Below are 20,951 nucleotides of genomic sequence, written 5' to 3'. Positions count from 1 at the left end.
CCACTGCCGGGCCCCGGGGCGTTCCGCACCCTCCCGTCCATCGGGTTGGATGGGAGGATGAGCGACGAGAAGAGCACGGCACCGGCGTGGGAGCAGCGGTTCAGGGCGGCCAGGGTCTCCCTGCCGGACTGGGCGCAGGACGCCCCCGACCGCGCCCTGTACGTGTCGAACGCGACCGGTACGTACGAGGTGTACGCCTGGGACCGCGCGAGCGGCGCGCACCGCCGGGTGACCGACCGTCCGAACGGCACCACCGACGCCGAGCTGTCCCCCGACGGCGCGTGGATCTGGTGGTTCGACGACCACGACGGTGACGAGTTCGGCGTCTGGCGCCGCCAGCCGTTCGCCGGCGGGCCGGACGAGGAGGCCGTGCCGGGGCTGACCGCCTCCTACTCGGCGGGCCTGGCGCTCGGCCGCGACGGCACCGTGGTGGTCGGCCGCTCCACCGACGCGGACGGCACCACCCTGCACCTGCGCCGCCCGGGCACCGCGGAGCCGGTGGAGATCTACCGGCACGAGGAGTACGGCGGCGTCGGCGACCTCAGCCACGACAGCGCGCTGCTCGCCGTCGACCACACCGAGCACGGCGACGCCATGCACTCCGCGATCCGGGTCCTGCGGCTCGCCGACAACGCGACGGTGGCCGAGCTCGACGAGGTCACCGGCCGCGCCGAGCCGCGCGGGGTGGCCTGCCTCGGCTTCGCGCCGGTCGAGGGCGACACCCGGCTGCTGGTGGCGCACCAGCGCCGGGGCCGCTGGGAGCCGATGATCTGGGACGTGGCGACCGGCACCGAGACAGAGCCGGTCCTGCGCGACGAGGACGGCCGCGAGCTGCCCGGCGACGTCTCCGCGCAGTGGCGCCCGGACGCCCGCTCCCTGCTGGTCGAGCACGAGTACGAGGCACGTAGCGAGCTCTTCTCGTACGACCTGGAGAAGGGCGTGCTGACCCGGCTGGAGACGCCGCGCGGCACGGTCGGCGGCGCCACCGCCCGTCCGGACGGCACGGTGGAGTTCCTCTGGTCCTCCGCCGCGGAACCGGCCGCGGTGCGGTCGACCTCGGGTGCGGTGGTGCTGCGGGCGCCCGGCGAGGTGCCGCCCGGCTCCGTGCCGGTCGAGGACGTCTGGGTGGAGGGACCGGGCGGCCGGGTGCACGCCCTGGTGCAGCGACCGGCCGGCGAGGGCCCGTACCCGACCGTCTTCGAGATCCACGGTGGCCCGACCCACCACGACAGCGACTCGTTCGCGGCCGGGCCGGCCGCCTGGCTGGACCACGGCTTCGCCGTCGTCCGGGTCAACTACCGGGGTTCGACCGGCTACGGCCAGGCCTGGACGGACGCCCTTCGCGAGCGGATCGGCCTGATCGAACTGGAGGACATCGGCGCCGTCCGGGCGTGGGCGGTGGCGAGCGGTCTGGCCGATCCGGCCCGGCTGGTGCTCTCCGGCGGCTCCTGGGGCGGCTACCTGACCCTGCTCGGCCTCGGCGTACAGCCGGGGGACTGGGCGCTCGGCCTGGCCGCCGTGCCCGTCGCCGACTACCTGGCCGCCTACGAGGACGAGATGGAGGCGCTCAAGTCGCTGGACCGCACGCTGTTCGGCGGGACCCCGCAGGAGGTGCCGCAGCGGTGGACGGCGTCCTCCCCGCTGACCTACGTCGACCAGGTGCGGGCGCCCGTGCACATCATCGCGGGCGTGAACGACCCGCGCTGCCCCATCCGGCAGATCGAGAACTACGTCCGGCGGCTGGACGAGCTCGGCAGCCCGCACGAGGTGTACCGCTACGATGCGGGCCACGGTTCGCTCGTGGTGGACGAGCGGATCAAGCAGCTGCGCCTGGAGATCGACTTCGCGCGGCGACACCTGGCTCTGGGGGACTCCGTTGGCTAGACGTACCGTGGCGGCCGCCGCCGTGATCGCGGCGGCCGTGCTGGCGCTGACGGGCTGCTCCGGCGCCGGCGACGCGCAGGCCTGCGACGACTACACACCGGCCGCCTTCACCACGTCGCCCTCGGCGGCGCCCGTCGCGCCGCCCGCCACCGCCTCGGCCACGCCGGCGGCCGGTGCGACCAGGGCGGCGGCGCCGGGCACCCGGGGAGCGGCTCCGGCCGTGCCCGCGGTGTACGCGCCGGCCGGGGCGGCCGGGGCGGCCGACGGGGTGGCGAGGGCCGACGGCATGCGGGCCGATGTGACGCGGGCCGGTGTGACGCGGGCCGGGCTTGTCGCCAAGAGCTCCCGGAGCAGCGGGTCGAAGAGCAGCGGATCGAAGAGCAAGAGCTCCAAGGGGCGCACGGTGCACCATCACACCGACCACTACAGCTCCGGCAGCAGCGGGTCGGGCAGCGACTGCGGGAGCGGCTACCCGTCCTCCGCGCCGTCCGGCTCCCCCTCGCCGGGGCGACCGGTGCTCCCGCTGCCCTCCCCGAGCGTCAAACCGTCCAAGTAGCCGGACGCCACGCCCTTGGGGCGGTGCGGCGTCCTGACACCACGTCGTCCGAACACCGGATCGTCCGAACACCACATCATCCGGACGCCACATCATCCGGACACCACGCCGTCCGGACGCCACGGCCTCAAGCCGTCGGGCCGGCCCGACGGCGGCTCACTCCAGGACCGGGTCCAGCCCCAGGACCCGGTCCTGTTCCGCCTCCGCCTCGCGGCGGACCAGGCGGAACCACATGAAGACCACGAAGCCCGCGAAGACGAACCACTCCAGGGTGTACCCGAGGTTCTGGAAGGCCCGCAGACTCAGCCCGTCACCGCCCTGCGGCTGCACGGTCGGCACCGCGGTGAGCCCGGCCGGCACGCTGTCGGCGGCCACCCAGCCGTCGTACCAGCCGCCGTAGGGGAGCATGTTGACCAGGGTCGCGCGGCTGATCGTGCCGAGCTGACCGGCCGGCAGGCCGCCCGCCACCGCGCCGTTGCTGCCGGCGCTCTCGCCGGCCTGCAGCCGGCCCGTGACGGTGACCTCGCCGGGCGGCGGCGCGGGTGCCTGGGCCCCCGGCGTACCGGCGGCCCAGCCGCGGACGACGGCCACGGTCCGGCCGTCGGTGGTCCGCAGCGGCGTGAGGACGTAGTAACCCTGCCTCCCGTCCAGCACACGGTCGGGGACGAGCAGCTGGTGCGCCGGATCGAAGCTGCCGGTCGCGGTCACCGCGCGGCCGACGGTGGCGGTGCTGACGTCGGGCGCGCCGGTGGTCAGCACCCCGCCCAGCGGAGCGGCGCCCGTGGCCGTGGCGGCCGCCGCCGTGCTGCCGCTGTCGTGGTGGGCCGAGAGCCGGTCCTCGAAGCGGCTGAGCTGCCAGGAACCCAGCCAGAGGCAGACCGCGACGGCCACCAGGGCGAGGACGGTGCTGCTCAGCCAGCGCGGAGTCAGGAGGAACCGGTACACACCCACCACGGTAGCCAGTGCCTACGCGCCGTCGGACCGCTGGGGTGCGCCCTGCCCGCCCGACCGGCGGCGGCCCGCCCGTGACCCGGCCGCCGTTCGGCCGCCGCTCAGCCCCCCGTGGCCGTGGACGCCCCGGGCGAGGGGGCGGGCTGCGGGGCGGTGCGGTAGACGGTGCCCGCGCAGGCTCCGGGCAGGACGGCCGTCTCGGTGGCGGAGCCGGCGGGAGCCGGGGTGTACGCGAGCGTGATGCCCGCAACCGGGGCACTCGGCGCGGAGGAGGGGCTTGCGGTCGGACTCGGCGCGCTGGTCTGGGGGGCGGCGGACGGCGAGGGATCCCCGGCCACCCCCGGTCCGGCCGAGGCGGCCGCCGCGGCCGGACCGGGTGAGTCCTGCGCCGCCGGTACCGCTGCGGCGGGATCCACCGTGGCGGGGGCCGACTTCTGACAGGGCGCGCCCGGCACCCAGCCGAAGCCGATCCGGTACGCGGCCTGCGGCGCCAGTACCGCCGGCCCGGCCGCCGCCAGCGCGACCGGATCGGGCAGCGCGGTGGCGGCGTCGCCCGCGAGGTGGTCGACGACCCGTACCTGGGCGGGGCTGCTCCCGGTGGCGGCGCTGACCACCAGGATGCCGGGACCGGGCGGCGCGCAGCTGTGCGCCGAGACGTTGACCACCGTGAAGGAGCCGTACAGCGCGCCGGCGGCGTCGGGTACGCCCACGTAGGAGGGGCCGGGGCCGAGGTCGGCCGCCGTGCAGGCCGGTACGGGCGCTCCCGCGCCGGGCCCGGCGCTCGCGCCCCCGGACGCTGCTCCCGCGCCCCCGCTCGCGGCCGGGCTCGACGACGACGGGCCACCGCCGGGGCCCCGGGCCGGGCCGCCCCAGGAATAGGGGAAGGACGGGTGACCGGACGTACCGCTCCCGACCGGCGGCGTGGCGTCCGGCGCCGTCTGCGCGCCGTCCGCCGTACTCGCGGCGGCCGGCCCGGCGAGGCCGAGCCGGTCCGGGTAGCGCAGGGCGGGCAGGACGACGGCCGTGGCCAGCGCCACCGCGGCGGCGCCCGTCCAGGCGTTGCGCCGGATCGCCCGGCGTCGGGGCACCCCGCTGCGGATCCGCCCCAGCGAGCCGTGGTCCGGTTCGAGCCCGGCCACGGAACGGCGCATCAGCTCACGGACCGCCTGCTCCTCGGCCGACAGCGGTCCCCCCGCCGGCAGGCTCCGGCCCGGGTGGCCCTCCGGCCGGGGGCCCTCCCCCTGACGGCTGACCGGCCGGCGGCTGTCCCCCCGGCGGCCGCCCGGCTGGTGGTCGTCGGTCACTACCCGGCCTCCATCTGCACGCGCAACGCCGCGAGCCCCCGCGATCCGTACGCCTTCACCGAGCCGAGCGAGATGCCCAGGGTGTCGGCGACCTGCGCCTCCGTCATGTCCACGAAGTAGCGCAGTACCAGCACCTCCCGCTGACGGCGTTGCAACCCTCGCAGCGCGGCCTTGAGTTGGTCGCGCTCCAGCGCATCGTAGGCGCCTTCTTCTGCACTGGCCATGTCAGGCATCGGCTTGGGCAGCAGGCGCAGGCCGAGGATCCGCCGGCGCAGCGTCGAGCGGGAGAGGTTCACCACCGTCTGCCGCAGGTAGGCGAGGGTCTTCTCCGGCTCGCGCACCCTGCGTCTGGCCGCGTGCACCCGGATGAACGCCTCCTGGACGACGTCCTCACAGGTGGAGAGGTCGTCGAGGAGCAGGGCCGCCAGCCGCAGCAGGGAGCGGTAGTGGGCCTGGTACGTCTCGGTGAGCAGGTCTTCGCTGGTACCCGCCGTGCCGGCTGCGAGCGCCGTCATCGTGCTGTCTACCGGCCTATCCACCGACCACGGGGCGCGCGGAGCCAGCGTCGCGACAGACATCGCCCCGACACCGACCCCTACCCCGACCATGTTCGCCACGCTCGTTGGACACTCGATCCCCTGTCATGGTTGCCCAGCTCGCGGCACATTCTCCCGCATGTGCCGAATCCCCCTCCAGGGGTGGGAGGGGGATTCTGACAGACCGTCTCAAAAGACGCCCGAAAGCGCCCCGTCGGACCCTGTCGGGCCCGCACGGCTCCGGGTCCCGACGGCCGGTGGCCGGGCCCGACAGCCGGTGGCCGGGGCTCCGGGTGACTAGCGGCCGGTGCCGCCGTAGACGACCGCTTCGTCCGTGGTGCTGTCCAGACCGAAGGCCGAGTGGACGGCGCGGACGGCCTCGTTGACGTCGTCGGCGCGGGTCACCACCGAGATGCGGATCTCGGAGGTGGAGATCAGTTCGATGTTGACGCCGGCCTCGGAGAGCGCCTCGAAGAAGGTCGCGGTGACCCCCGGGTTGGAGCGCATCCCCGCGCCGACCAGCGAGATCTTGCCGATCGCGTCGTCGTAGCGGAGCGACTCGTAGCCGATGCCCTCCTTGACCCGGCCCAGCGCGTCGATGGCCTTCTGGCCCTCGGCCTTCGGCAGGGTGAAGGAGATGTCGGTCAGACCGGTGGCAGCCGCCGAAACGTTCTGCACCACCATGTCGATGTTGACCTCGGCATCCGCGATGGCGCGGAAGATGCGGGCCGCCTCGCCCGGCTTGTCCGGCACGCCGACGACCGTGACCTTGGCCTCGGACGTGTCGTGAGCGACCCCGGAGATGATGGCCTGCTCCATCTCGCCCCCTTCGGGCTTGGTCGGGTTGGTGCTGCTGACGATGGTCCCCGGAAGACCGGAGAAGGACGAGCGTACGTGAATCGGGATCGAGTAGCGGCGCGCGTACTCGACACAGCGGTCGAGCAGCACCTTGGAGCCGGACGAGGCCAGCTCCAGCATGTCCTCGTACGCGATCCAGTCGATCTTGCGGGCCTTCTTCACCACGCGCGGGTCGGCGGAGAAGACGCCGTCCACGTCGGTGTAGATCTCGCAGACCTCGGCCTTCAGCGCCGCGGCCAGGGCCACCGCGGTGGTGTCCGAGCCGCCGCGCCCCAGGGTGGTGATGTCCTTGCTGGAGAGCGAGACACCCTGGAAACCCGCCACGATCGCGATGTTGCCCTCGTCGAGAGCGGTGCGGATGCGGCCGGGCGTCACGTCGATGATGCGTGCCTTGTTGTGGACCGAGTCGGTGATGACCCCGGCCTGACTGCCCGTGAACGACTGGGCCTCGTGGCCCAGGGATTTGATCGCCATGGCCAGCAGCGCCATGGAGATCCGCTCTCCAGCGGTCAGCAGCATGTCGAACTCGCGGCCGGCAGGGATGGGTGACACCTGCTCCGCGAGTTCGATGAGCTCGTCCGTCGTGTCGCCCATCGCGGACACCACGACGACGACCTCATGGCCGTCCTTCTTGGTGTCGACGATTCGACGGGCCACGCGCTTGATGCCCTCGGCATCCGCAACGGATGAGCCGCCGTACTTCTGCACGACAAGGCCCACGTGCGCTCCTCGACTTGTGTCGGTTTTTCCGGGGCCGGGCCGGATGCGAGTGGCTACCGGCGGCCACCGGATCCCCCGGGTACGGGGGTTCTGCGGTCAGCGCCAGTCTACCGAGCGAGGGCGTCCCGACCGGTGCTTTCCACATGATGAGACGGCCGTTTCACCTGGTGGGCAGCTTTCCGACACCCCGACGGGCAGCTGTCCGGAGCGGCGAGCACGGGCCCGGAGAATCGGCGGGCAACGGCGGTCCGGCCCCCGAATTCTTCGCCCGGGCGCGCCGGAAGATTTTTCCCGAGGTCTGCGTCACACTCCGCCCGAACCGCCCGATTCCGGGCACGCTCAGGAGTTCCCCGAGTGCCCGGAGCCGGATGTCCGGCACCGTCGCTGCGTGCGCCTGTCGCTCGGGACCGGGGGCTCGGGCCGTTGCGGGCCCGTCGCTCAGGCCCGTCGCTCGGGCCCGTCGCTCGGGCCCGGGGCCGGGAGCTCAGAGCCCGAGTTCGGCCGCCATCAGGTCGCCCGCCTGCTGCTCGAGCTGCTCGTCCGTCAGTCCGTCGTCGTCCGTGTCGGCGCCGTCCACCGCCGCGCCGATCGGGCTGTCCAGCCGGACGTGCGCGATCAGCGACTGCAGGGCCCGCAGCACCGCTGAACAGGTCGATCCCCAGTTGGAGAGGTACGAGAACTGCCACCACCACAGCGCCTCGCTGACCCGGCCCTCGCGGTAGTGGGTCAGCCCGTGCCGCAGTTCGCTGACCACGCCCGCCAGGTCGTCCGAGATCCGGAACGCGTTCGGCATCGACGGCGGCCCGTACGGGTCGAAGACCTCGTGGAAGACGTCGATCGGCGCCAGCAGCTCGGCGAGCCGCTCACGCAGTTCGACGCCGTCCGGCTCCGGACCGGCGTCCGGCTCGAAACGGTCGTCCGGGACGACGTCCTCGATCGCGCCGAGCCGGCCGCCGGCCAGCAGCAGCTGGGACACCTCCAGCAGCAGCAGCGAGACGGCACTGCCCGGCTCGTCGCCCTTGGCCACCTCGGTCACCGCGAGGACGAAGCTCTCGACCGAGTCCGCGATCTGCACCGCGAAGTCGTCGGGCTCCGAACCGTGGGCGTGCGTGTTGGTGTCGTACGTCTGGTCAGACATCGAGCAGTCGTCTCCCTTCGAAGGCCCGGCCGAGGGTGACCTCGTCCGCGTACTCAAGGTCCCCGCCGACGGGCAGTCCACTCGCCAGCCGGGTCACCCTCAGACCCATCGGCTTGCACAGCCGGGCCAGGTAGGTGGCGGTCGCCTCCCCCTCAAGGTTGGGGTCGGTGGCCAGGATCAGCTCGGTGACCGTACCGTCCGCGAGCCGCGCCAGCAGCTCCCGGATCCGCAGGTCGTCCGGGCCGACGCCCTCGATCGGGCTGATCGCGCCCCCCAGCACGTGATAGCGGCCGCGGAACTCGCGGGTGCGCTCGATCGCCACCACGTCCTTGGACTCCTCGACCACGCAGATCACCGAGAGATCGCGGCGCGGATCCAGGCAGACCCGGCAGCGCTCGGACTCCGCGACGTTGCCGCAGACCGCGCAGAACCGGACCTTGTCCTTGACCTCCAACAGCGAGTGCGCCAGCCGGCGCACATCGGTCGGGTCGGCCTGCAGGATGTGGAAGGCGATCCGCTGCGCGCTCTTGGGCCCGACGCCGGGCAGCCTGCCCAGTTCGTCGATCAGGTCCTGAACCACGCCCTCGTACAACGTCGCGCCTTCCCTCGTGGATGCCGTACGTCCGGCGGCCTCGCTGGCCGCCGTTCATGCCTACGGGTACTCCGGTGCCATCATCCAACGAATCGGGCGCCGGACGCACCGTCCGACGCCCGACTCCCGCACAAATCACACAAAGCCGTGCCGCCGGAACCGCAGCGGTGTATGCGACCCGGTGCGCTGCGCGCCCGCGGGTGGCGCGCCCGGATCGGCGCCGACCGGTGGTGGGCCGTCGGCGCGCCGGAGGTCAGAACGGCAGACCGGGGATGCCGCCGCCCAGGCCCTGGGTCAGCGGGCCCATCCGCTCCGCCTGGATCTTCTGCGCCGCCTGGGCGGCGTCGCGAACGGCCGCCAGGATGAGGTCGGCGAGCGTCTCGGTGTCCTCGGGATCAACGGCGGCGGGCGCGATGGTCAGCGCCACCAGCTCCCCCGCACCGGTCACCGTCGCCTCGACCAGGCCACCGCCCGCCGATCCGCTCACCTTCGCCTCGGCCAGCTCCTGCTGGGCCCGGGCGAGGTCCTCCTGCATCTTCTGCGCCTGCTTGAGCAGCTGCTGCATATTGGGCTGGCCACCGGGAAACACGGATCACTCCTGCCTGGGTACGGACGCCTGGTGAGGCACGGTCGCACCGCCGGCACCGTGCACGAGGCTGCGCACGGCGGTGTACGTGGCTCCGAGCCTACGTGCTGCACCCGCCGGACGCGGGCGTACCCGGCGCGGAGCCGGCCCGGGCCGCCCCCGGCACACCTCGCCCCACCGCCGGGCTGCCACGACTCGCCTCACCGCCGGGCTGCCAAAGGTGGAGCGCGGCGGCTCCCGGCGGCTCCCGGCGGGACTCGTCCGTCCCCGTCCCCGTCCGTGGTCGGCCCCCGTCCGTCCCCGTCCGTCCCCGTCCGCCTCCGTGGCCGGCCCCCGTGGTCAGTTCCCGCTGTGGTGGATCTCCTCCAGCACCGTGGCACCCAGCTCGCGAAGGATCAGTTCCTGGCCCGTGAGGCCGCTCTCGCCGGACGCAGGCGCCCCGGGGGCCCCGGCCGTCGCCCCCGTCGCAGCGGACGGCGCGGCCGCCTGCTGCGCGGGCGCCGCCGGAGCCTGCTGGGCGCGGGGCTGGGACGCCGGAGCGGCCGCCTGGACCGGCGGGGCTGTCGGGGCGGCCGGCGGCGCCGGGGCCGCCATCGGCGAGAACGCCGCCGGAGCCGGCGGCGGGGTTTGCGCCGGAGCCGCTGGACGGGCCGCCTGCTGTCCGCCCCAGCCCCCGCCGCCGACAGCGGCAGCGGTAGGGCCGCCGGGCGCGGTGCTCCCGCCACCCGAGGGGTCGACGATGCACTCGACCCGCCAGTCCACGCCCAGCGCGTCGGCCAGAGCCTGCTTCAGCACGTCCTCGCTGTTGCTGCTGACGAAGCTGTCCCGGGCGCCCGCGTTGATGAACGAGACCTGGAGCACGCTGCCGTCGAAGCCCGCGACCTGGCCGTTCTGGCTGAGCAGGATCCAGGTGAAGCGCCGGCGGTTCTTCACCGCCTCCAGGATCTGCGGCCACATCTGCCTGACCTGCCCGGCCCCCTGCGCCGCGGCCGCCGACGGCTGACCACCGCCCGGCTGCGCGGCCACCGGCGGCGCGACGGCGGGCGCCGGGCTCTGCCCGGGCCCCGGGGCGGGGATCGGGCCGGGTGCCGGTGCGGGCGTCGGCGCGGGTGCACCGGCGCCGGGAGACGGGAAGCTGCGCGCGATCGGCCAGGCCCCGGGGGCGGGTCCCGCCGCGGCGGCGGGCGGCGGCGCCTGGGCCGGCGCCTGCGGAGCGACGGCGACCGGCGGAGCGGCCGGCGGAGCCGCTGCCGGACCGGCCGGCGGGACCACCGGCATCGGCGCGACCGGCTCGCCCACGGCAGCCACCGGGGCCCCGGCCTGCGCGAAACCACCGGCCTGCGCGAATCCGCCGGCGGCCGCCCGGCGCTCCAGCTTGTCCAGCCGGGCCTGCAGCGACAGCTCGTCGCTGTACGCGCCGGGCAGCATCACCCGTGCGCAGATCAGCTCCAGCTGGAGCCGGGGCGCGGCGTTGCCGCGCATCTCGGTCAGCCCGGTGTTGACGATGTCGGCGGCGCGGCTCAGCTCGGCGGCTCCGAAGGAGTCAGCCTGCGCCTGCATGATCGCGACGCGGTCCGCCGGAGCGTCGATCAGGCCCTTCTCCCCCGCGTCGGGCACGGTCGCCAGGATCACCAGATCCCGCAGCCGCTCCAGGAGGTCGGTCACGAACCGCCGCGGGTCGTGACCGCCCTCGACCACCCGGTCGATGATCTGGAAGACCGTCGCCCCGTCCTGCGCGGCGAAGGCGTCCACCACCTCGTCGAGCAGCGCCGAGTCGGTGTACCCGAGCAGGGCGGTGGCCATCGGGTACGTCACACCGGCCTCGTCGGCGCCCGCGAGCAGCTGGTCCATCACCGACATCGAGTCACGCACCGAGCCGGCGCCGGAGCGCACCACCAGCGGGAACACCGTGTCCTCGACCTGGATGCCCTCCCGCCCGCAGACCTCCGCGAGGTAGTCCCGCAGCGTGCCGGGGGGCACCAGCCGGAACGGGTAGTGGTGCGTACGGGAGCGGATCGTCCCGATCACCTTCTCCGGCTCCGTGGTGGCGAAGATGAACTTGAGGTGCTCCGGCGGCTCCTCGACCACCTTCAGCAGGGCGTTGAAGCCGGCCGGGGTCACCATGTGGGCCTCGTCCAGGATGAAGATCTTGTACCTGCTGTGCACCGGCGCGAAGAACGCCCGCTCACGCAGATCACGCGCGTCGTCCACACCACCGTGCGAGGCGGCGTCGATCTCGATCACGTCGATCGACCCCGGCCCGCCGGTCGCCAGGTCCGTGCAGGACTGGCAGACCCCGCACGGCGTCGGCGTCGGACCCTGCTCGCAGTTGAGGCAGCGGGCCAGGATGCGCGCGCTGGTCGTCTTGCCGCAGCCGCGCGGGCCGCTGAACAGGTAGGCGTGGTTGACCCTGTTGTTGCGCAGGGCCTGCTGGAGCGGAGCGGTCACGTGCTCCTGCCCGATGACCTCGGCGAAAGTCTCGGGGCGGTAGCGGCGGTACAGGGCTAGGGACACACCACCGACGATATCGGGACGCACGGACAAACGCGGCGCCCCGCAGCCCAGCGGCCACCCGGCGCACCGGGCCCCAGGGAACGCAAAGACCCCTCGTGCACCCGCCAGAGCCCTCTTACCCTTGCTGCCTTCCGGCCCTGGGGGGGTTCAGAGAGATAACGCCACACGAGGGGCTGCCCCCAGAGTAGCGGATTCCGACCGCAGCTCCTACCGCCCACCCCGCTCTCCGATCCGCAGGCACCCACCCATGACCACCTGCGGATAGGTGGTCGCGAGCACCCCCGAACATGTACTAAGCTCTCCCACGGAGGATTCGCCTAGTGGCCTAGGGCGCACGCTTGGAAAGCGTGTTGGGGGCAACCCCTCACGAGTTCGAATCTCGTATCCTCCGCACCCGCCCGCCAGGGCAAACGAAGGACCCGACCGCACTGCGGCCGGGTCCTTCGTCGTTCCGTGGTTGCAGTTCTGGTTGCACTTATATCGGGTATTTAGCGCATTCCGCTCCTTTTTGCAGCCCGGTGGCCTGCCCCGCCCGATGGAGGAGTCCCACTCGACTCCCGCGATGACGAGGGAGGATGCCGACATAACGGGCGGGGAGAGTGCGCTGACCGAGTTGCTGCATCGCGCGCGGCTGGAGGTGGTCGGGCGTGGTCGCATCTAGATGATTGATTCCGAGGTCAGTGGTCGTAGGCGGTGAGTGATCGCAGGGTGGGCCGGCCGGTGTTGTGGTTGTGCCAGATTGCCGCGGTCAGCGCGAGGATGCGTTGCAGGACCCGGACGGTCACTCCGGATGGGGTGCGTCCGCCGTGGCGTTCGAGGTCGAGTTGGCTCTTGAGGGTCTGGTTGACGGACTCGATCAGCTGCCGGAGCGGCTTGAACAGGTGCGATCCGGCTCGTGGGGCCTCGCCTTTGCGGGCTGGTCGCAGGAGCCGCACGCCGGTGGCCGCGAGTTCGTGTTCGAAGGCGCGGCCGTAGTAGTTCATGTCGGCGAGCAGGATCTGGCCCGGCCGCTGTCGGGTCAGGTCCGGGTCGGCGGCGAGCATGTCGAGCAGGACCTCGCGCTCGACGGCCTTGGCGCCGGTGAGCGCGAAGGCGACGGGTAGGCCGTGGAGGGTGCAGACCAGGTGCAGGCGCAGGCCCCAGAAGAAGCGGCTGTGGCTGGCGCAGTAGCCGTACTCGGCCCATCCGGCCAGGTCGGAGCGCTTGACGGTCTCGCGGGAGCGGCCGCATTCGACGGGCGTGGAGTCGACCACCCACACGTCGTCGCTCCACAGGGCGGTGTCGCGGGCCAGCGCCCTGGTGACGTGCTGGATCAGTGGGGCGGCCCGTCGCAGGCGCTTGTTCCAGCCGCTCTGCTGGGGCAGGTACGGGAACAGCGGGTGCAGGGCGGCATGGGCGAAGCGCAGCCACCGGGCTTCTGAGGTGAAGCCGAGCAGAGCCTGCATCACCGCCAGGGTGACCAGTTCGGCATCGGTCAGCTTCGGCGCCAGCCCCACCGGCGGGCGCCACGGCAGCAGTTCCGGCGAAGTCTTCAGCAGATCGTCGACGCGCACGTAGAGTGCAGTCGCGAGGGTGTCCATCTCGGTCGTCACAAACTGAGCCTGGACACCCTCGCGCTGTCTCCGCAGCTATCCCTTGGAATCAATCATCTAGAGGCGAGGCCGGTGGGGCCGCCTGGCGGCCGATGATCGTCGGGAGCGCGGAACCCACGGTCGCCGTACCGGGCGACCATCCCGACCTGGTGGCGGAGCCGGGCCGGCGGTGACACGGACTCGGGGTCGAGCATGGGGTCGTCGACGCGAACGGCGAGTTCCTGATCAGCGTCGCCGGCCAGGGTCCCGGCTGCTGTGGGCGCCCCCACCGGACGAGGGCGAGGCTGCCGAAGCAGGCCGACCCGCCGGGGTTCTGGGCCCCGAGCCGGGCCGGGCGGAGTTCGTCGCCATGTCCGTGGACCGGGAGAGCGTGCTCGGGACCAGCGCCGAGGAGGACGCGGCGTGGCTCATCACAGTCGACCGGGTCATGGACTGCGCTCACCGCCGCACGCTGCACAAGCCCCGCCTTACTGGCGGGTGCCGTATACGGCAAGTATGGTCACTTGTATGGCATCGAAGAAAGTGACCGTGACGATCCCGGAGGATCTCCTTGAGGAGATCCGCGCGGAAGCCGACGAACGGGGCATCTCCGCCTACGTCACCGACGCGCTGCGTGCCAAGCGCGACCGGGACAAGCTCCGAGAGCTCGTCCACTGGCTCGAAGAGGAGCACGGACCCGTCACCGAGACTGAGCGCTCAACGGCCTACGCCGAGCTGGACGACCTCGATGCCGAGCACGAACGCCGCCGCGCTGCCCGGAGCAAGCGCACCGGAGAGGCCGCGTGACGAGGAAGCACGGCAGCGAGGCCAGGCCGGTGCGTGTCTTCGTGCTCGACTGCGAAGCCCTCTCCCTCGCCGTTCGCGGTGACCGGATGATGATCGCCCGCCTCGAACTCGCGGCACGTGGCGAGGCCGACGTGGTCACCTCTCCCATGACTCTCGTCGAGGCATACGACAGCAGGACCACCGAGCAGCGGTGGGACTGGGTCCTCTCTCGCGTCAGCGTGGCCGACCTGGGCAAGGACGAGGCCAGGCAAGCCCGCAGACTGCTGGCCGCAACGAACCTGCACGGTCACAAGTACGCCATCGACGCGATGCTCGCCGTTGTCGCCATGCGCCAGAAAGGACAGGTCACCGTCTTCACCTCCGACGTCGACGACCTGGAGAAACTGCTCCCGGACACCATCGTCGTCAGCAAGGTCTGAACCGGACCGGACCGGCGGCAGCATGGTTGGCAGTTCTGGTTGCATTCACCTCCGTCCAGGACCGTCCGAAGCCTGGCGAGCGGGCCGCTCCGCCACAGGTCAGGACACCTGTGACCACTGCCGGACGGCCGGACGGACAGTTGGAAAGCGTGTTGGGGGGGCAACCCCTCACGAGTTCGAATCTCGTATCCTCCGCACCCGCCCGCCAGGGCAGATGAAGGGCCGGCCGCATCGCGTCCGGCCCTTCATCGTTGTCGCGCACCCGTCGATGTCCTGTGTTTTTGTCCAGGCTGGGTCGGGCGGAGGCGCCTGGCTCCAGCACTGGCGAGGCTTGGAGTTACCCGCAAGCGGGCTGTCAGTCCCCCCTCACTAAGGTGCGGTGCATGCAATCGCTGATCGCCGCCGTTCGCACGCACGACGATGCCGCCACCTTTCTGGCCTGGCCGGGTGACTTCGACCTGGACCAGGGTGCCCACGGCGAGGAGGTGCACCTTGCCTCGGGCGCGGCCCTGGAGGGCTTCGCCGGGCACGGAGCCGGGGGCACGTACTTCTTCTGCGGTGAAGGCGGCGAGGAGCGGCCAATCCTGTTCGCGGACTCCGAAGGCCGTGCGGCACTGGTCGCCGTCGGGCTGCCCGAGTTGCTGCGGCTGCTGTTGGTGGTGCCGTGGTGGCAGGACTGCCGGACGTTCACCGTGGAGAAGAGCCGCGCGCTCGCCGCCGGGTACCTGGAGGACATACCCGATCTCTGGGCTCGACGGAACCGGGCGGCAGCCGCCCTCGGTCTCTCCCTCCCGACGGAGACCGACGCGCTGGCCCGGCTGCGGGAGGTCGTCACCGTGACGGGCAGGGATTTCGTTCTGGTCTTCACCCCGGAGGACGAGCCGTACGACGCGCTCTTCAAGGACCTGGCATGACCGTGCGGCAGTGGGTTCTGGCTCTGTCGGCCGGCGAGGAGGCGGAGCGCCACGCTGCTGGAGTTCACCTGGCCGCGCTCGGTTCCGCGGCGCTGCCCGCCCTCGTGGACGAACTGCGCGACGATGCTTCCCCGGTGACCGAGAGCGCGCTGCTTTCGGCGCTGCGCAGCATCGGCGCCCCGGCCTTCGATCCGGTGTTCGATGCCCTGCGGGGCGCGGTACCGGGATCGCACTAGCGGGTGCTGCGGGTGTTCACGGCGCTGGGAACCCCGGTGTTGGAGGGGTACCTGCAGACGCTGACCCACGACGATCCCTTCGTACGCCGGGCAGCGGTCAGGGGCGTCAACGGCTGCGGCGAGGACGCGGTGCCCGTAGCGATACATCTGGCTCCGCTTCTGGGTGACGGCGACAAGGAGGTGCGGCAGGCCGCTGTCCACGCCTTCTGTTCGTGGGGAGCAACCGTTGTGCCGCTGCTGCAGTCGGTGCGCCGCAACGGTCCTGGTTCGGCGCGCAGGGGTGCCCTGGAGTGCCTGGCGGAGATCAGCGGCGAGGAGGCGATCAGTGCGCGTGACCGAGCAGCGTTGGAGCGTCTTGTCCAGATCAAGCTGCTGGACGACCTGCCGGTCCCCCTCTCGTGCTGCTTTCTCTCCTGGATCGCGGTGAGCACCGGCGACCAGGCCGGCGTTATGGAGATGCTGGGCCTGACCGCTGCGTATCCGGTGCCGTTCTCCGCCGGGGTCTACGCCGCGGACTGCGACAGCCACGGCGGACTCGACGACGACCCGCACGACCGGTACCGAAGAGTTTCGTCACGCCCGAGCTCGCGGGCTGGACCCTGGTCGTCGGCTCGTGGTGTGACCCCAGCGCAGTTGAGCGCGAGGCCGACGTGCTGGAGGCGTGCGAACGCCTCAGCGCGCGGTACGGGCGTGCCCAGGCGTACTGGTACGGAGCGCAGAACGACGGCTCGGCCGTCCTGGTCGCCGAGCGCGGCGAGGCCCTACGCCGCCTCGCTTACATCCCGGGCGACGACACGCAGCACCTGGAACTCGGGATCCCACTCGCCTACGAGCAAGAGCGCCAGACCGCTCTCGGACTGCCCGCGTTGACAGCGAAGCACATGGAAGTTGACGAGGACGACGACGAGTGGATGTGGGAACTACTCGAAATGGCCACCAAACTGGCAGGGGAGCTGAGCATCGACCCCCTGTCGATCGACGCCGGCACTCCGACCCGGGGACTCGGCCTGCTGGCCCTCACCGAATACGGTCGCCGCCTCGGCGCCCCGTGCGGAGCGCTTCGCATGTGACGGTGTCGGTCGCCTTCGTCTCCTGGATGGCTTTTTCGGTGATCACGGCAATGGCGGCGCCCTCATACGCTTTTCAGGTGACCCTTCCCGACTTCAAGGCCGACACTGCCGATTCATGCGTACCTGATCCGCAAGTGCTCCTCCGCGACACGGACTGGCCGTCGCTGCAGCACGCGTACCCGGGCCCATGGGACCCCCGCCCGCAGCTGACTGCACTACTGGATCCCGACCCGGTCGTACAGGCGCAAGCCCTGAACAACCTGGAACCGGTGCGTCACCAGAACTCGACCTACGAGGCAACTGCGCCCGTGGCCCTCTACGTCGCCGGCATCCTGTCCGATCCGCGTACTGCGTCCCTGGTGAATGTCCGGACGCATCCGGGGACGGAACTGCGGCCGAGGGCGTTCCGCGCGGCCTTGCTGGACTGGCTCGGCGAAGTCGCCTATGACGCTGACGACTCGTGCGTGGAAATGGGGCGTCGCCACGGTTTTGAGTCGTACCCGGCCCAGGAGGTCCTGCGCTCGCTCCGACAGGTGTATTTTCGCGCGGTGGCGCCATTCCTCACCGACGCCGACCAGGAAGTACGGGACTCCGCAGCGGTCGCAGTGGTTCCCATGATCGAAGCTCCGGAACTCGCCCAGCATCGTGAGGCACTGATGCCGTTGCTCCACAGGCTCCTGGCGAGCAGTCAGGACCGTTGGCACCGCTCTCGGGCCGTCGACGCCTGCACGGCCTGGGGGTGCCACGCTCACCGGCAGCCTGGCGCCCTCGGAGCGCCGTTGCAGGACGCGGAGCCGCTCTTCGGGAACGGCGGCTTCCGAGAAGACCCGCCGTTCTGATCACAGTGGCAATGTCCAGGCTATTGCTCTATTCAGCGCCACGAGCCAAGGCTGTGGCGAGGGTTGCAGTTGGGGTTGCATTCAACCTCGTTCAGAGGGGTCCGCAGGGGGCGGATAACCTCACTCAGTGGCAGGTCAGGACGTTGACGAACCTGCCTGAACACCCGGACGAACAATTGGAAAGCGTGTTGGGGGCAACCCCTCACGAGTTCGAATCTCGTATCCTCCGCCTCTGCCCGCCAGGGCAGCTCGAAGGCCCAGCGCCCGGGGCCTTCGGCGTTCCCCGTCTCACCCGCCTTCCCAGCGGCCCAGATCAGGCGACTTCGGACTCGTCCCCGTCGGCAGTGCCTGGGAGGTCTACGTCGACAAGGCCGACACCGGCGCACTCGGCAGGAACACCGACGCCCCGGAAGCCCGCTGTGGCACCGCCGCCTCGCACCCACCTGCCCGACCGCCCGACGGGCAGTCTGTCGACCCCGCCCAGAGAACAGTCACGGCCAAGACCACCGCCAACTGCGCGCGCGGCAGCTGATCACACAGGCCGCAGTCGGAGGAATACGAAACCTCGGACCATATGCTCTCCGCCAATCCAACAGATCGTTTCGGGTCGACGGCACGATGTCCACCAGCAATCGGGTCACCATGCACCCCGGGAGGTCATAGGGAAACTAAATCAGCGGACAATCGCCAGACCTCACCCATGTGCAGCATCACACGCCAGCCACTACGTCGGTCCACTTTTTGATAATAATCAATTCATATCCATTTCTCACCCCCTGAGCTTGCCACCGTCATCCCCAAGTGGCGTGTCAGGAAAAGCCGACACAGCCACCCTTGTTACTCTACGAACAACCAAGGATTGTCCACAGAGGATGTTGCACACCGGTCGGCCGACAGATTTTTCCTTGGCCGAGTGCTGTCGCATCCCGGTCGAGAGGATTCGGACAATGCACGATTATTCCCGTCGTGACCTGCTCAAAGCGACGGCGGCCGTCGGCGCCGGCGCGGTCGCCATCCCGGGGATTTCGGCCGCCGGTGCCCCGCGCGCGAGCGCCGCGAGCAAGCAGTCCGGTGGCACGAAGTCCGCACCTGCCGAGCTGACCGGCCGCATCGTCCACCCTGACGACCCCGGGTACGCGAAGGCGAGCCTCGGCTGGGACGAACTCTTCGTCCACTATCCGCTGGTCATCGTCTACGCCCAGAACACCCAGGACGTGGTCAACGCCCTCACCTGGGCTCGGCAGAACGACGTCGCGCTGCGGGTGCGGGCCGGCGGCCACAGCCTTGAGGGCTGGTCGAACGTGGACAACGGCATCGTGATCGACGTCAGCGAGTTGAAGTCGGCCGAGATCGACTCCGACTCCCGCATCGCGACGGTCGGCGCCGGGCTCAACCAGTTGGAGGCGGTGACCGCGCTCGCGAAGAAGGACCTCGCGGTGACCACCGGAACGGAAGGCAGCGTAGGCCTGGCCGGTGCGACGCTCGGCGGCGGTTTCGGCTTCCTCACCCGCTACCTCGGCATGGCCTGCGACAGCCTGGTGGGGGCCGAGGTCGTCGTCGCGTCGGACGACGACTGCGCCAAGGTGATCCAGGCTGATCTGCGGAACAACTCGGACCTGCTCTGGGCGCTCCGTGGGGCGGGGAACGGCAACTTCGGGATCGTCACGTCACTCACCTACAAGGCGTCTCCGCTGAAGAGCGTCGCTTATGTGACGGCGACGTGGCAGGGCCTCGGCGACCTGCACGGGGTCTTCGACGCATGGCAGCACACGGCGCCGGTCGCCGACAACCGGCTCGGAACCCAGGTGGAGATCCACCGGAGCCAGATCCTGCTGTTCGCCGTACTCGCGGAGGGCACCGAGGCAGAGGCGAGGGAACTGCTGGCCCCGATCCTGTCGGTCGGCACTCCTGCTGTCACGGGGCAGGTCGGCAACTGGGGCGACGTGTATTCGGGATTCCAGGTTCCGACCGCGGTCGAGCCCGCGAACTGGAAGTTCTTCTCGCAGTTCACCATGGAGCCGTTCCCGGACGAGGCGATCCGCGTGATCGACTCGTTCATGCGGAACGCCCCCACGGATGACAGCAACTTCTTCACCCAGGCCTTCGGCGGCGCGGTCAGGACGAGCCCCCGCGGCGGCACGTCTTTCCCGCACCGCGACGCGCTCTTCTACTCCGAGCCCGGCGCAGGCTGGGGAACTCGTGGACAGTCCGGAAGCGGCGACGCGATCACCCCGATTGCCCAGGCCTGGATCGCCGAGTTCAGCCAGGCCATGCGGCCCTACGTGAACGGTGCCTACGTCAACGTGCCGAACATCGGAATGGCGGATTGGGAAACCGCCTACTGGGGTTCCAACTTCGACCGGCTGCGCAAGATCAAGGCGAAGTACGACCCCCAGAACGTCTTCCAGTACCAACAGAGCATCCCGCCCGCGTTCTGCTGACCGACCTTCGCCCTCCACCCGAGGTTCCTGACGCTGCCGGCGCGCGAGCGGCTCCGCGATCTGCTCGCGTCGGGCCACCCGTTGCGGGCGGTCGGACGGGCCCTGGGCCGGTCGGCGAGCACGATCAAGCGGGAACTCGACGCGAACTCCGGCAGCGGGGACCACCCCACGCGGCCCACCGGGCGGCCGCCGCGCGCCGGCCCCGGCCCAAGGAACGCACACTGCTGCGCGAGGGCCGACTGCGCCGACCGCGGCGGCGCTCCCACGGGCCGGGGGTGCCGCCCGGACCGTCCGGCCGGCACCCCCGGTCAGGAGGCCAGCCGGTTGATCGCGACAGCGGTGATGCCCTTCATGTAACCGGGGTCGTTGCTGGGCGCGCCGACGAGTTCGACGATGCCGATCCGCCGGCCGCTGCGGACCACCGCGACGCCGCCCGAGACAGCACCGTCGCCGTTGACGGACGGGTACCAGTGCCCCTCGCCGCCCGCGAGCGTGAGCGCCTGCCCCGGGCCGTAGTGCCAGTGTCCGGCCGGTTCGTGCTGGCAGCTGCGCACCAGGTCGTTGAGCTGCTTCTCGTAGGAGACCGCCGACCCGTCGCCGGAGAGGTCGGCGACGGACTCGTTCAGAAGGCTGCCGTTGGTGTCGAAGGTCCAGGCCACGTCGGCGTAGGCGGCGGCCTTCCCGTCGGTCAGCGACCGCATCGTCTCCTCGCCGGAGCACGCCGAGAGACCCTGCGTACCGGCCAGTTCCACCGTCGCGCCGACCGCGGACAGTCCCTGCTGGAAGAAGTCGTCGCTCTGGATGAGGTTGGACGAGCCGAGGCCGGGCTCGGCCGGATCTGCCGTGCGGGTGGCGGCCGAGTGGCTCGGGGAGCGCGTGTCCCCGTTGGCGGCGGCAGGCTGCAGGCCGAGGCCGACCGTGATCACGGCGGCCCCGACAAAGGCTGCCGATCCAGCGACGAGGCTGCGGCGCGGGTGCTTCTTGGCTGCTCGGTCACCGAACATCTGATCCCCCT

20 protein-coding genes, 1 tRNA gene, 1 other RNA gene and 1 pseudogene are annotated in these 20,951 nt (G+C 71.4%); 11 read left to right on the top strand and 12 right to left on the bottom strand.

The features are described from left to right. The first annotated feature begins 57 nt into the window (after window positions 1-57). Together OG823_RS18370 and OG823_RS18365 are read left to right on the top strand one after the other, a co-directional pair. Window positions 58-1,884: a prolyl oligopeptidase family serine peptidase gene (locus OG823_RS18370; protein WP_371480675.1), complete on the top strand. Its 1,827-nt coding sequence runs from the start codon at window positions 58-60 to the stop codon at window positions 1,882-1,884. After that, on the top strand, window positions 1,877-2,440 hold the full coding sequence (locus tag OG823_RS18365; protein ID WP_371480674.1) for a hypothetical protein: 564 nt from the start codon (window positions 1,877-1,879) through the stop codon (window positions 2,438-2,440). Before OG823_RS18370 ends, OG823_RS18365 begins: the two co-directional genes overlap by 8 nt. 156 nt (window positions 2,441-2,596) lie before the next feature. On the opposite strand, the gene OG823_RS18360 is transcribed toward OG823_RS18365, so the two are convergent. The 9 genes from OG823_RS18360 to ffs form a co-directional block, all read right to left on the bottom strand. Further along, window positions 2,597-3,385: an SURF1 family protein gene (locus OG823_RS18360; protein ID WP_371480673.1), complete on the bottom strand. Its 789-nt coding sequence runs from the start codon at window positions 3,383-3,385 to the stop codon at window positions 2,597-2,599. 107 nt (window positions 3,386-3,492) lie between these two features. Further along, window positions 3,493-4,695 carry a hypothetical protein gene (locus tag OG823_RS18355; protein WP_371480672.1) on the bottom strand — a complete coding sequence of 401 codons (1,203 nt, stop codon included), beginning with the start codon at window positions 4,693-4,695 and terminating at the stop codon, window positions 3,493-3,495. Next, a complete protein-coding gene (locus OG823_RS18350) occupies window positions 4,695-5,210 on the bottom strand; it encodes a SigE family RNA polymerase sigma factor (RefSeq protein ID WP_371480671.1) in 516 nt (171 codons plus the stop codon). Before OG823_RS18350 ends, OG823_RS18355 begins: the two co-directional genes overlap by 1 nt. Before the next feature lie 318 nt (window positions 5,211-5,528). Beyond that, window positions 5,529-6,809: an aspartate kinase gene (locus tag OG823_RS18345; RefSeq protein ID WP_371480670.1), complete on the bottom strand. Its 1,281-nt coding sequence runs from the start codon at window positions 6,807-6,809 to the stop codon at window positions 5,529-5,531. Between the two features lie 484 nt (window positions 6,810-7,293). Continuing rightward, window positions 7,294-7,947: a DUF5063 domain-containing protein gene (locus OG823_RS18340; RefSeq protein WP_371480669.1), complete on the bottom strand. Its 654-nt coding sequence runs from the start codon at window positions 7,945-7,947 to the stop codon at window positions 7,294-7,296. Continuing rightward, window positions 7,940-8,539 (bottom strand): recombination mediator RecR, encoded by a 600-nt coding sequence (recR, locus tag OG823_RS18335; RefSeq protein ID WP_371480668.1) that lies wholly within the window; start codon window positions 8,537-8,539, stop codon window positions 7,940-7,942. Before recR ends, OG823_RS18340 begins: the two co-directional genes overlap by 8 nt. Before the next feature lie 253 nt (window positions 8,540-8,792). Continuing rightward, window positions 8,793-9,104 (bottom strand): YbaB/EbfC family nucleoid-associated protein, encoded by a 312-nt coding sequence (locus OG823_RS18330; RefSeq protein ID WP_371484519.1) that lies wholly within the window; start codon window positions 9,102-9,104, stop codon window positions 8,793-8,795. 360 nt (window positions 9,105-9,464) lie between these two features. Then, window positions 9,465-11,639 (bottom strand): DNA polymerase III subunit gamma and tau, encoded by a 2,175-nt coding sequence (locus tag OG823_RS18325; RefSeq protein WP_371480667.1) that lies wholly within the window; start codon window positions 11,637-11,639, stop codon window positions 9,465-9,467. An 81-nt stretch (window positions 11,640-11,720) separates the two neighbouring features. Next, an RNA gene (ffs, locus tag OG823_RS18320) (signal recognition particle sRNA small type) lies at window positions 11,721-11,817 on the bottom strand. A gap of 128 nt (window positions 11,818-11,945) precedes the next feature. Between ffs and OG823_RS18315 the strand changes: the two genes are divergently transcribed. After that, window positions 11,946-12,030: transfer RNA gene (locus tag OG823_RS18315), tRNA-Ser, on the top strand. Window positions 12,031-12,316: 286 nt separating this feature from the next. Here the strand turns inward: OG823_RS18315 and OG823_RS18310 are convergent. Then, the gene (locus OG823_RS18310; protein ID WP_371480666.1) at window positions 12,317-13,231 is read right to left on the bottom strand and encodes an IS982 family transposase; all 915 of its coding nucleotides are present in this window, start codon (window positions 13,229-13,231) and stop codon (window positions 12,317-12,319) included. A gap of 507 nt (window positions 13,232-13,738) precedes the next feature. On the opposite strand from OG823_RS18310, the gene OG823_RS18305 reads away from it, so the two are divergent. The 4 genes from OG823_RS18305 to OG823_RS18290 all read left to right on the top strand — a co-directional run bounded on the left by OG823_RS18305 (window position 13,739) and on the right by OG823_RS18290 (window position 15,586). After that, window positions 13,739-14,017: a CopG family transcriptional regulator gene (locus OG823_RS18305; protein WP_371480665.1), complete on the top strand. Its 279-nt coding sequence runs from the start codon at window positions 13,739-13,741 to the stop codon at window positions 14,015-14,017. Next, the gene (locus OG823_RS18300; RefSeq protein ID WP_371480664.1) at window positions 14,014-14,436 is read left to right on the top strand and encodes a PIN domain-containing protein; all 423 of its coding nucleotides are present in this window, start codon (window positions 14,014-14,016) and stop codon (window positions 14,434-14,436) included. The genes OG823_RS18305 and OG823_RS18300 overlap by 4 nt, the downstream gene beginning before the upstream one ends. 383 nt (window positions 14,437-14,819) lie before the next feature. Then, window positions 14,820-15,350, top strand: coding sequence for a hypothetical protein (locus OG823_RS18295; RefSeq protein WP_371480663.1), 531 nt, complete (start codon window positions 14,820-14,822; stop codon window positions 15,348-15,350). Continuing rightward, a complete protein-coding gene (locus OG823_RS18290) occupies window positions 15,347-15,586 on the top strand; it encodes a hypothetical protein (RefSeq protein ID WP_371480662.1) in 240 nt (79 codons plus the stop codon). Before OG823_RS18295 ends, OG823_RS18290 begins: the two co-directional genes overlap by 4 nt. 503 nt (window positions 15,587-16,089) lie before the next feature. Here the strand turns inward: OG823_RS18290 and OG823_RS18285 are convergent. Then, the gene (locus OG823_RS18285; RefSeq protein ID WP_371484517.1) at window positions 16,090-16,284 is read right to left on the bottom strand and encodes a hypothetical protein; all 195 of its coding nucleotides are present in this window, start codon (window positions 16,282-16,284) and stop codon (window positions 16,090-16,092) included. On the opposite strand from OG823_RS18285, the gene OG823_RS18280 reads away from it, so the two are divergent. The 4 genes and pseudogenes from OG823_RS18280 to OG823_RS18265 form a co-directional block, all read left to right on the top strand. Then, a complete protein-coding gene (locus OG823_RS18280) occupies window positions 16,237-16,656 on the top strand; it encodes a hypothetical protein (RefSeq protein ID WP_371480661.1) in 420 nt (139 codons plus the stop codon). The two genes, OG823_RS18285 and OG823_RS18280, sit on opposite strands and share 48 nt — an antisense overlap. A 2-nt stretch (window positions 16,657-16,658) precedes the next feature. Further along, window positions 16,659-17,495: a hypothetical protein gene (locus OG823_RS18275; RefSeq protein WP_371480660.1), complete on the top strand. Its 837-nt coding sequence runs from the start codon at window positions 16,659-16,661 to the stop codon at window positions 17,493-17,495. A gap of 947 nt (window positions 17,496-18,442) precedes the next feature. After that, on the top strand, window positions 18,443-19,936 hold the full coding sequence (locus OG823_RS18270; protein WP_371480659.1) for an FAD-binding oxidoreductase: 1,494 nt from the start codon (window positions 18,443-18,445) through the stop codon (window positions 19,934-19,936). 12 nt (window positions 19,937-19,948) lie between these two features. Continuing rightward, window positions 19,949-20,181, top strand: a pseudogene (locus OG823_RS18265) (helix-turn-helix domain-containing protein); the annotation flags it as partial. 63 nt (window positions 20,182-20,244) lie between these two features. Here the strand turns inward: OG823_RS18265 and OG823_RS18260 are convergent. Continuing rightward, window positions 20,245-20,940, bottom strand: a complete 696-nt coding sequence (locus tag OG823_RS18260) for a hypothetical protein (RefSeq protein WP_371480658.1) — start codon at window positions 20,938-20,940, stop codon at window positions 20,245-20,247. Window positions 20,941-20,951: the final 11 nt, after the last annotated feature.

Source organism: Kitasatospora sp. NBC_00315 (genome assembly GCF_041435095.1).
Classification (GTDB): Bacteria; Actinomycetota; Actinomycetes; order Streptomycetales; family Streptomycetaceae; genus Kitasatospora.
This window is presented reverse-complemented; position numbering and strand designations above follow the sequence as displayed.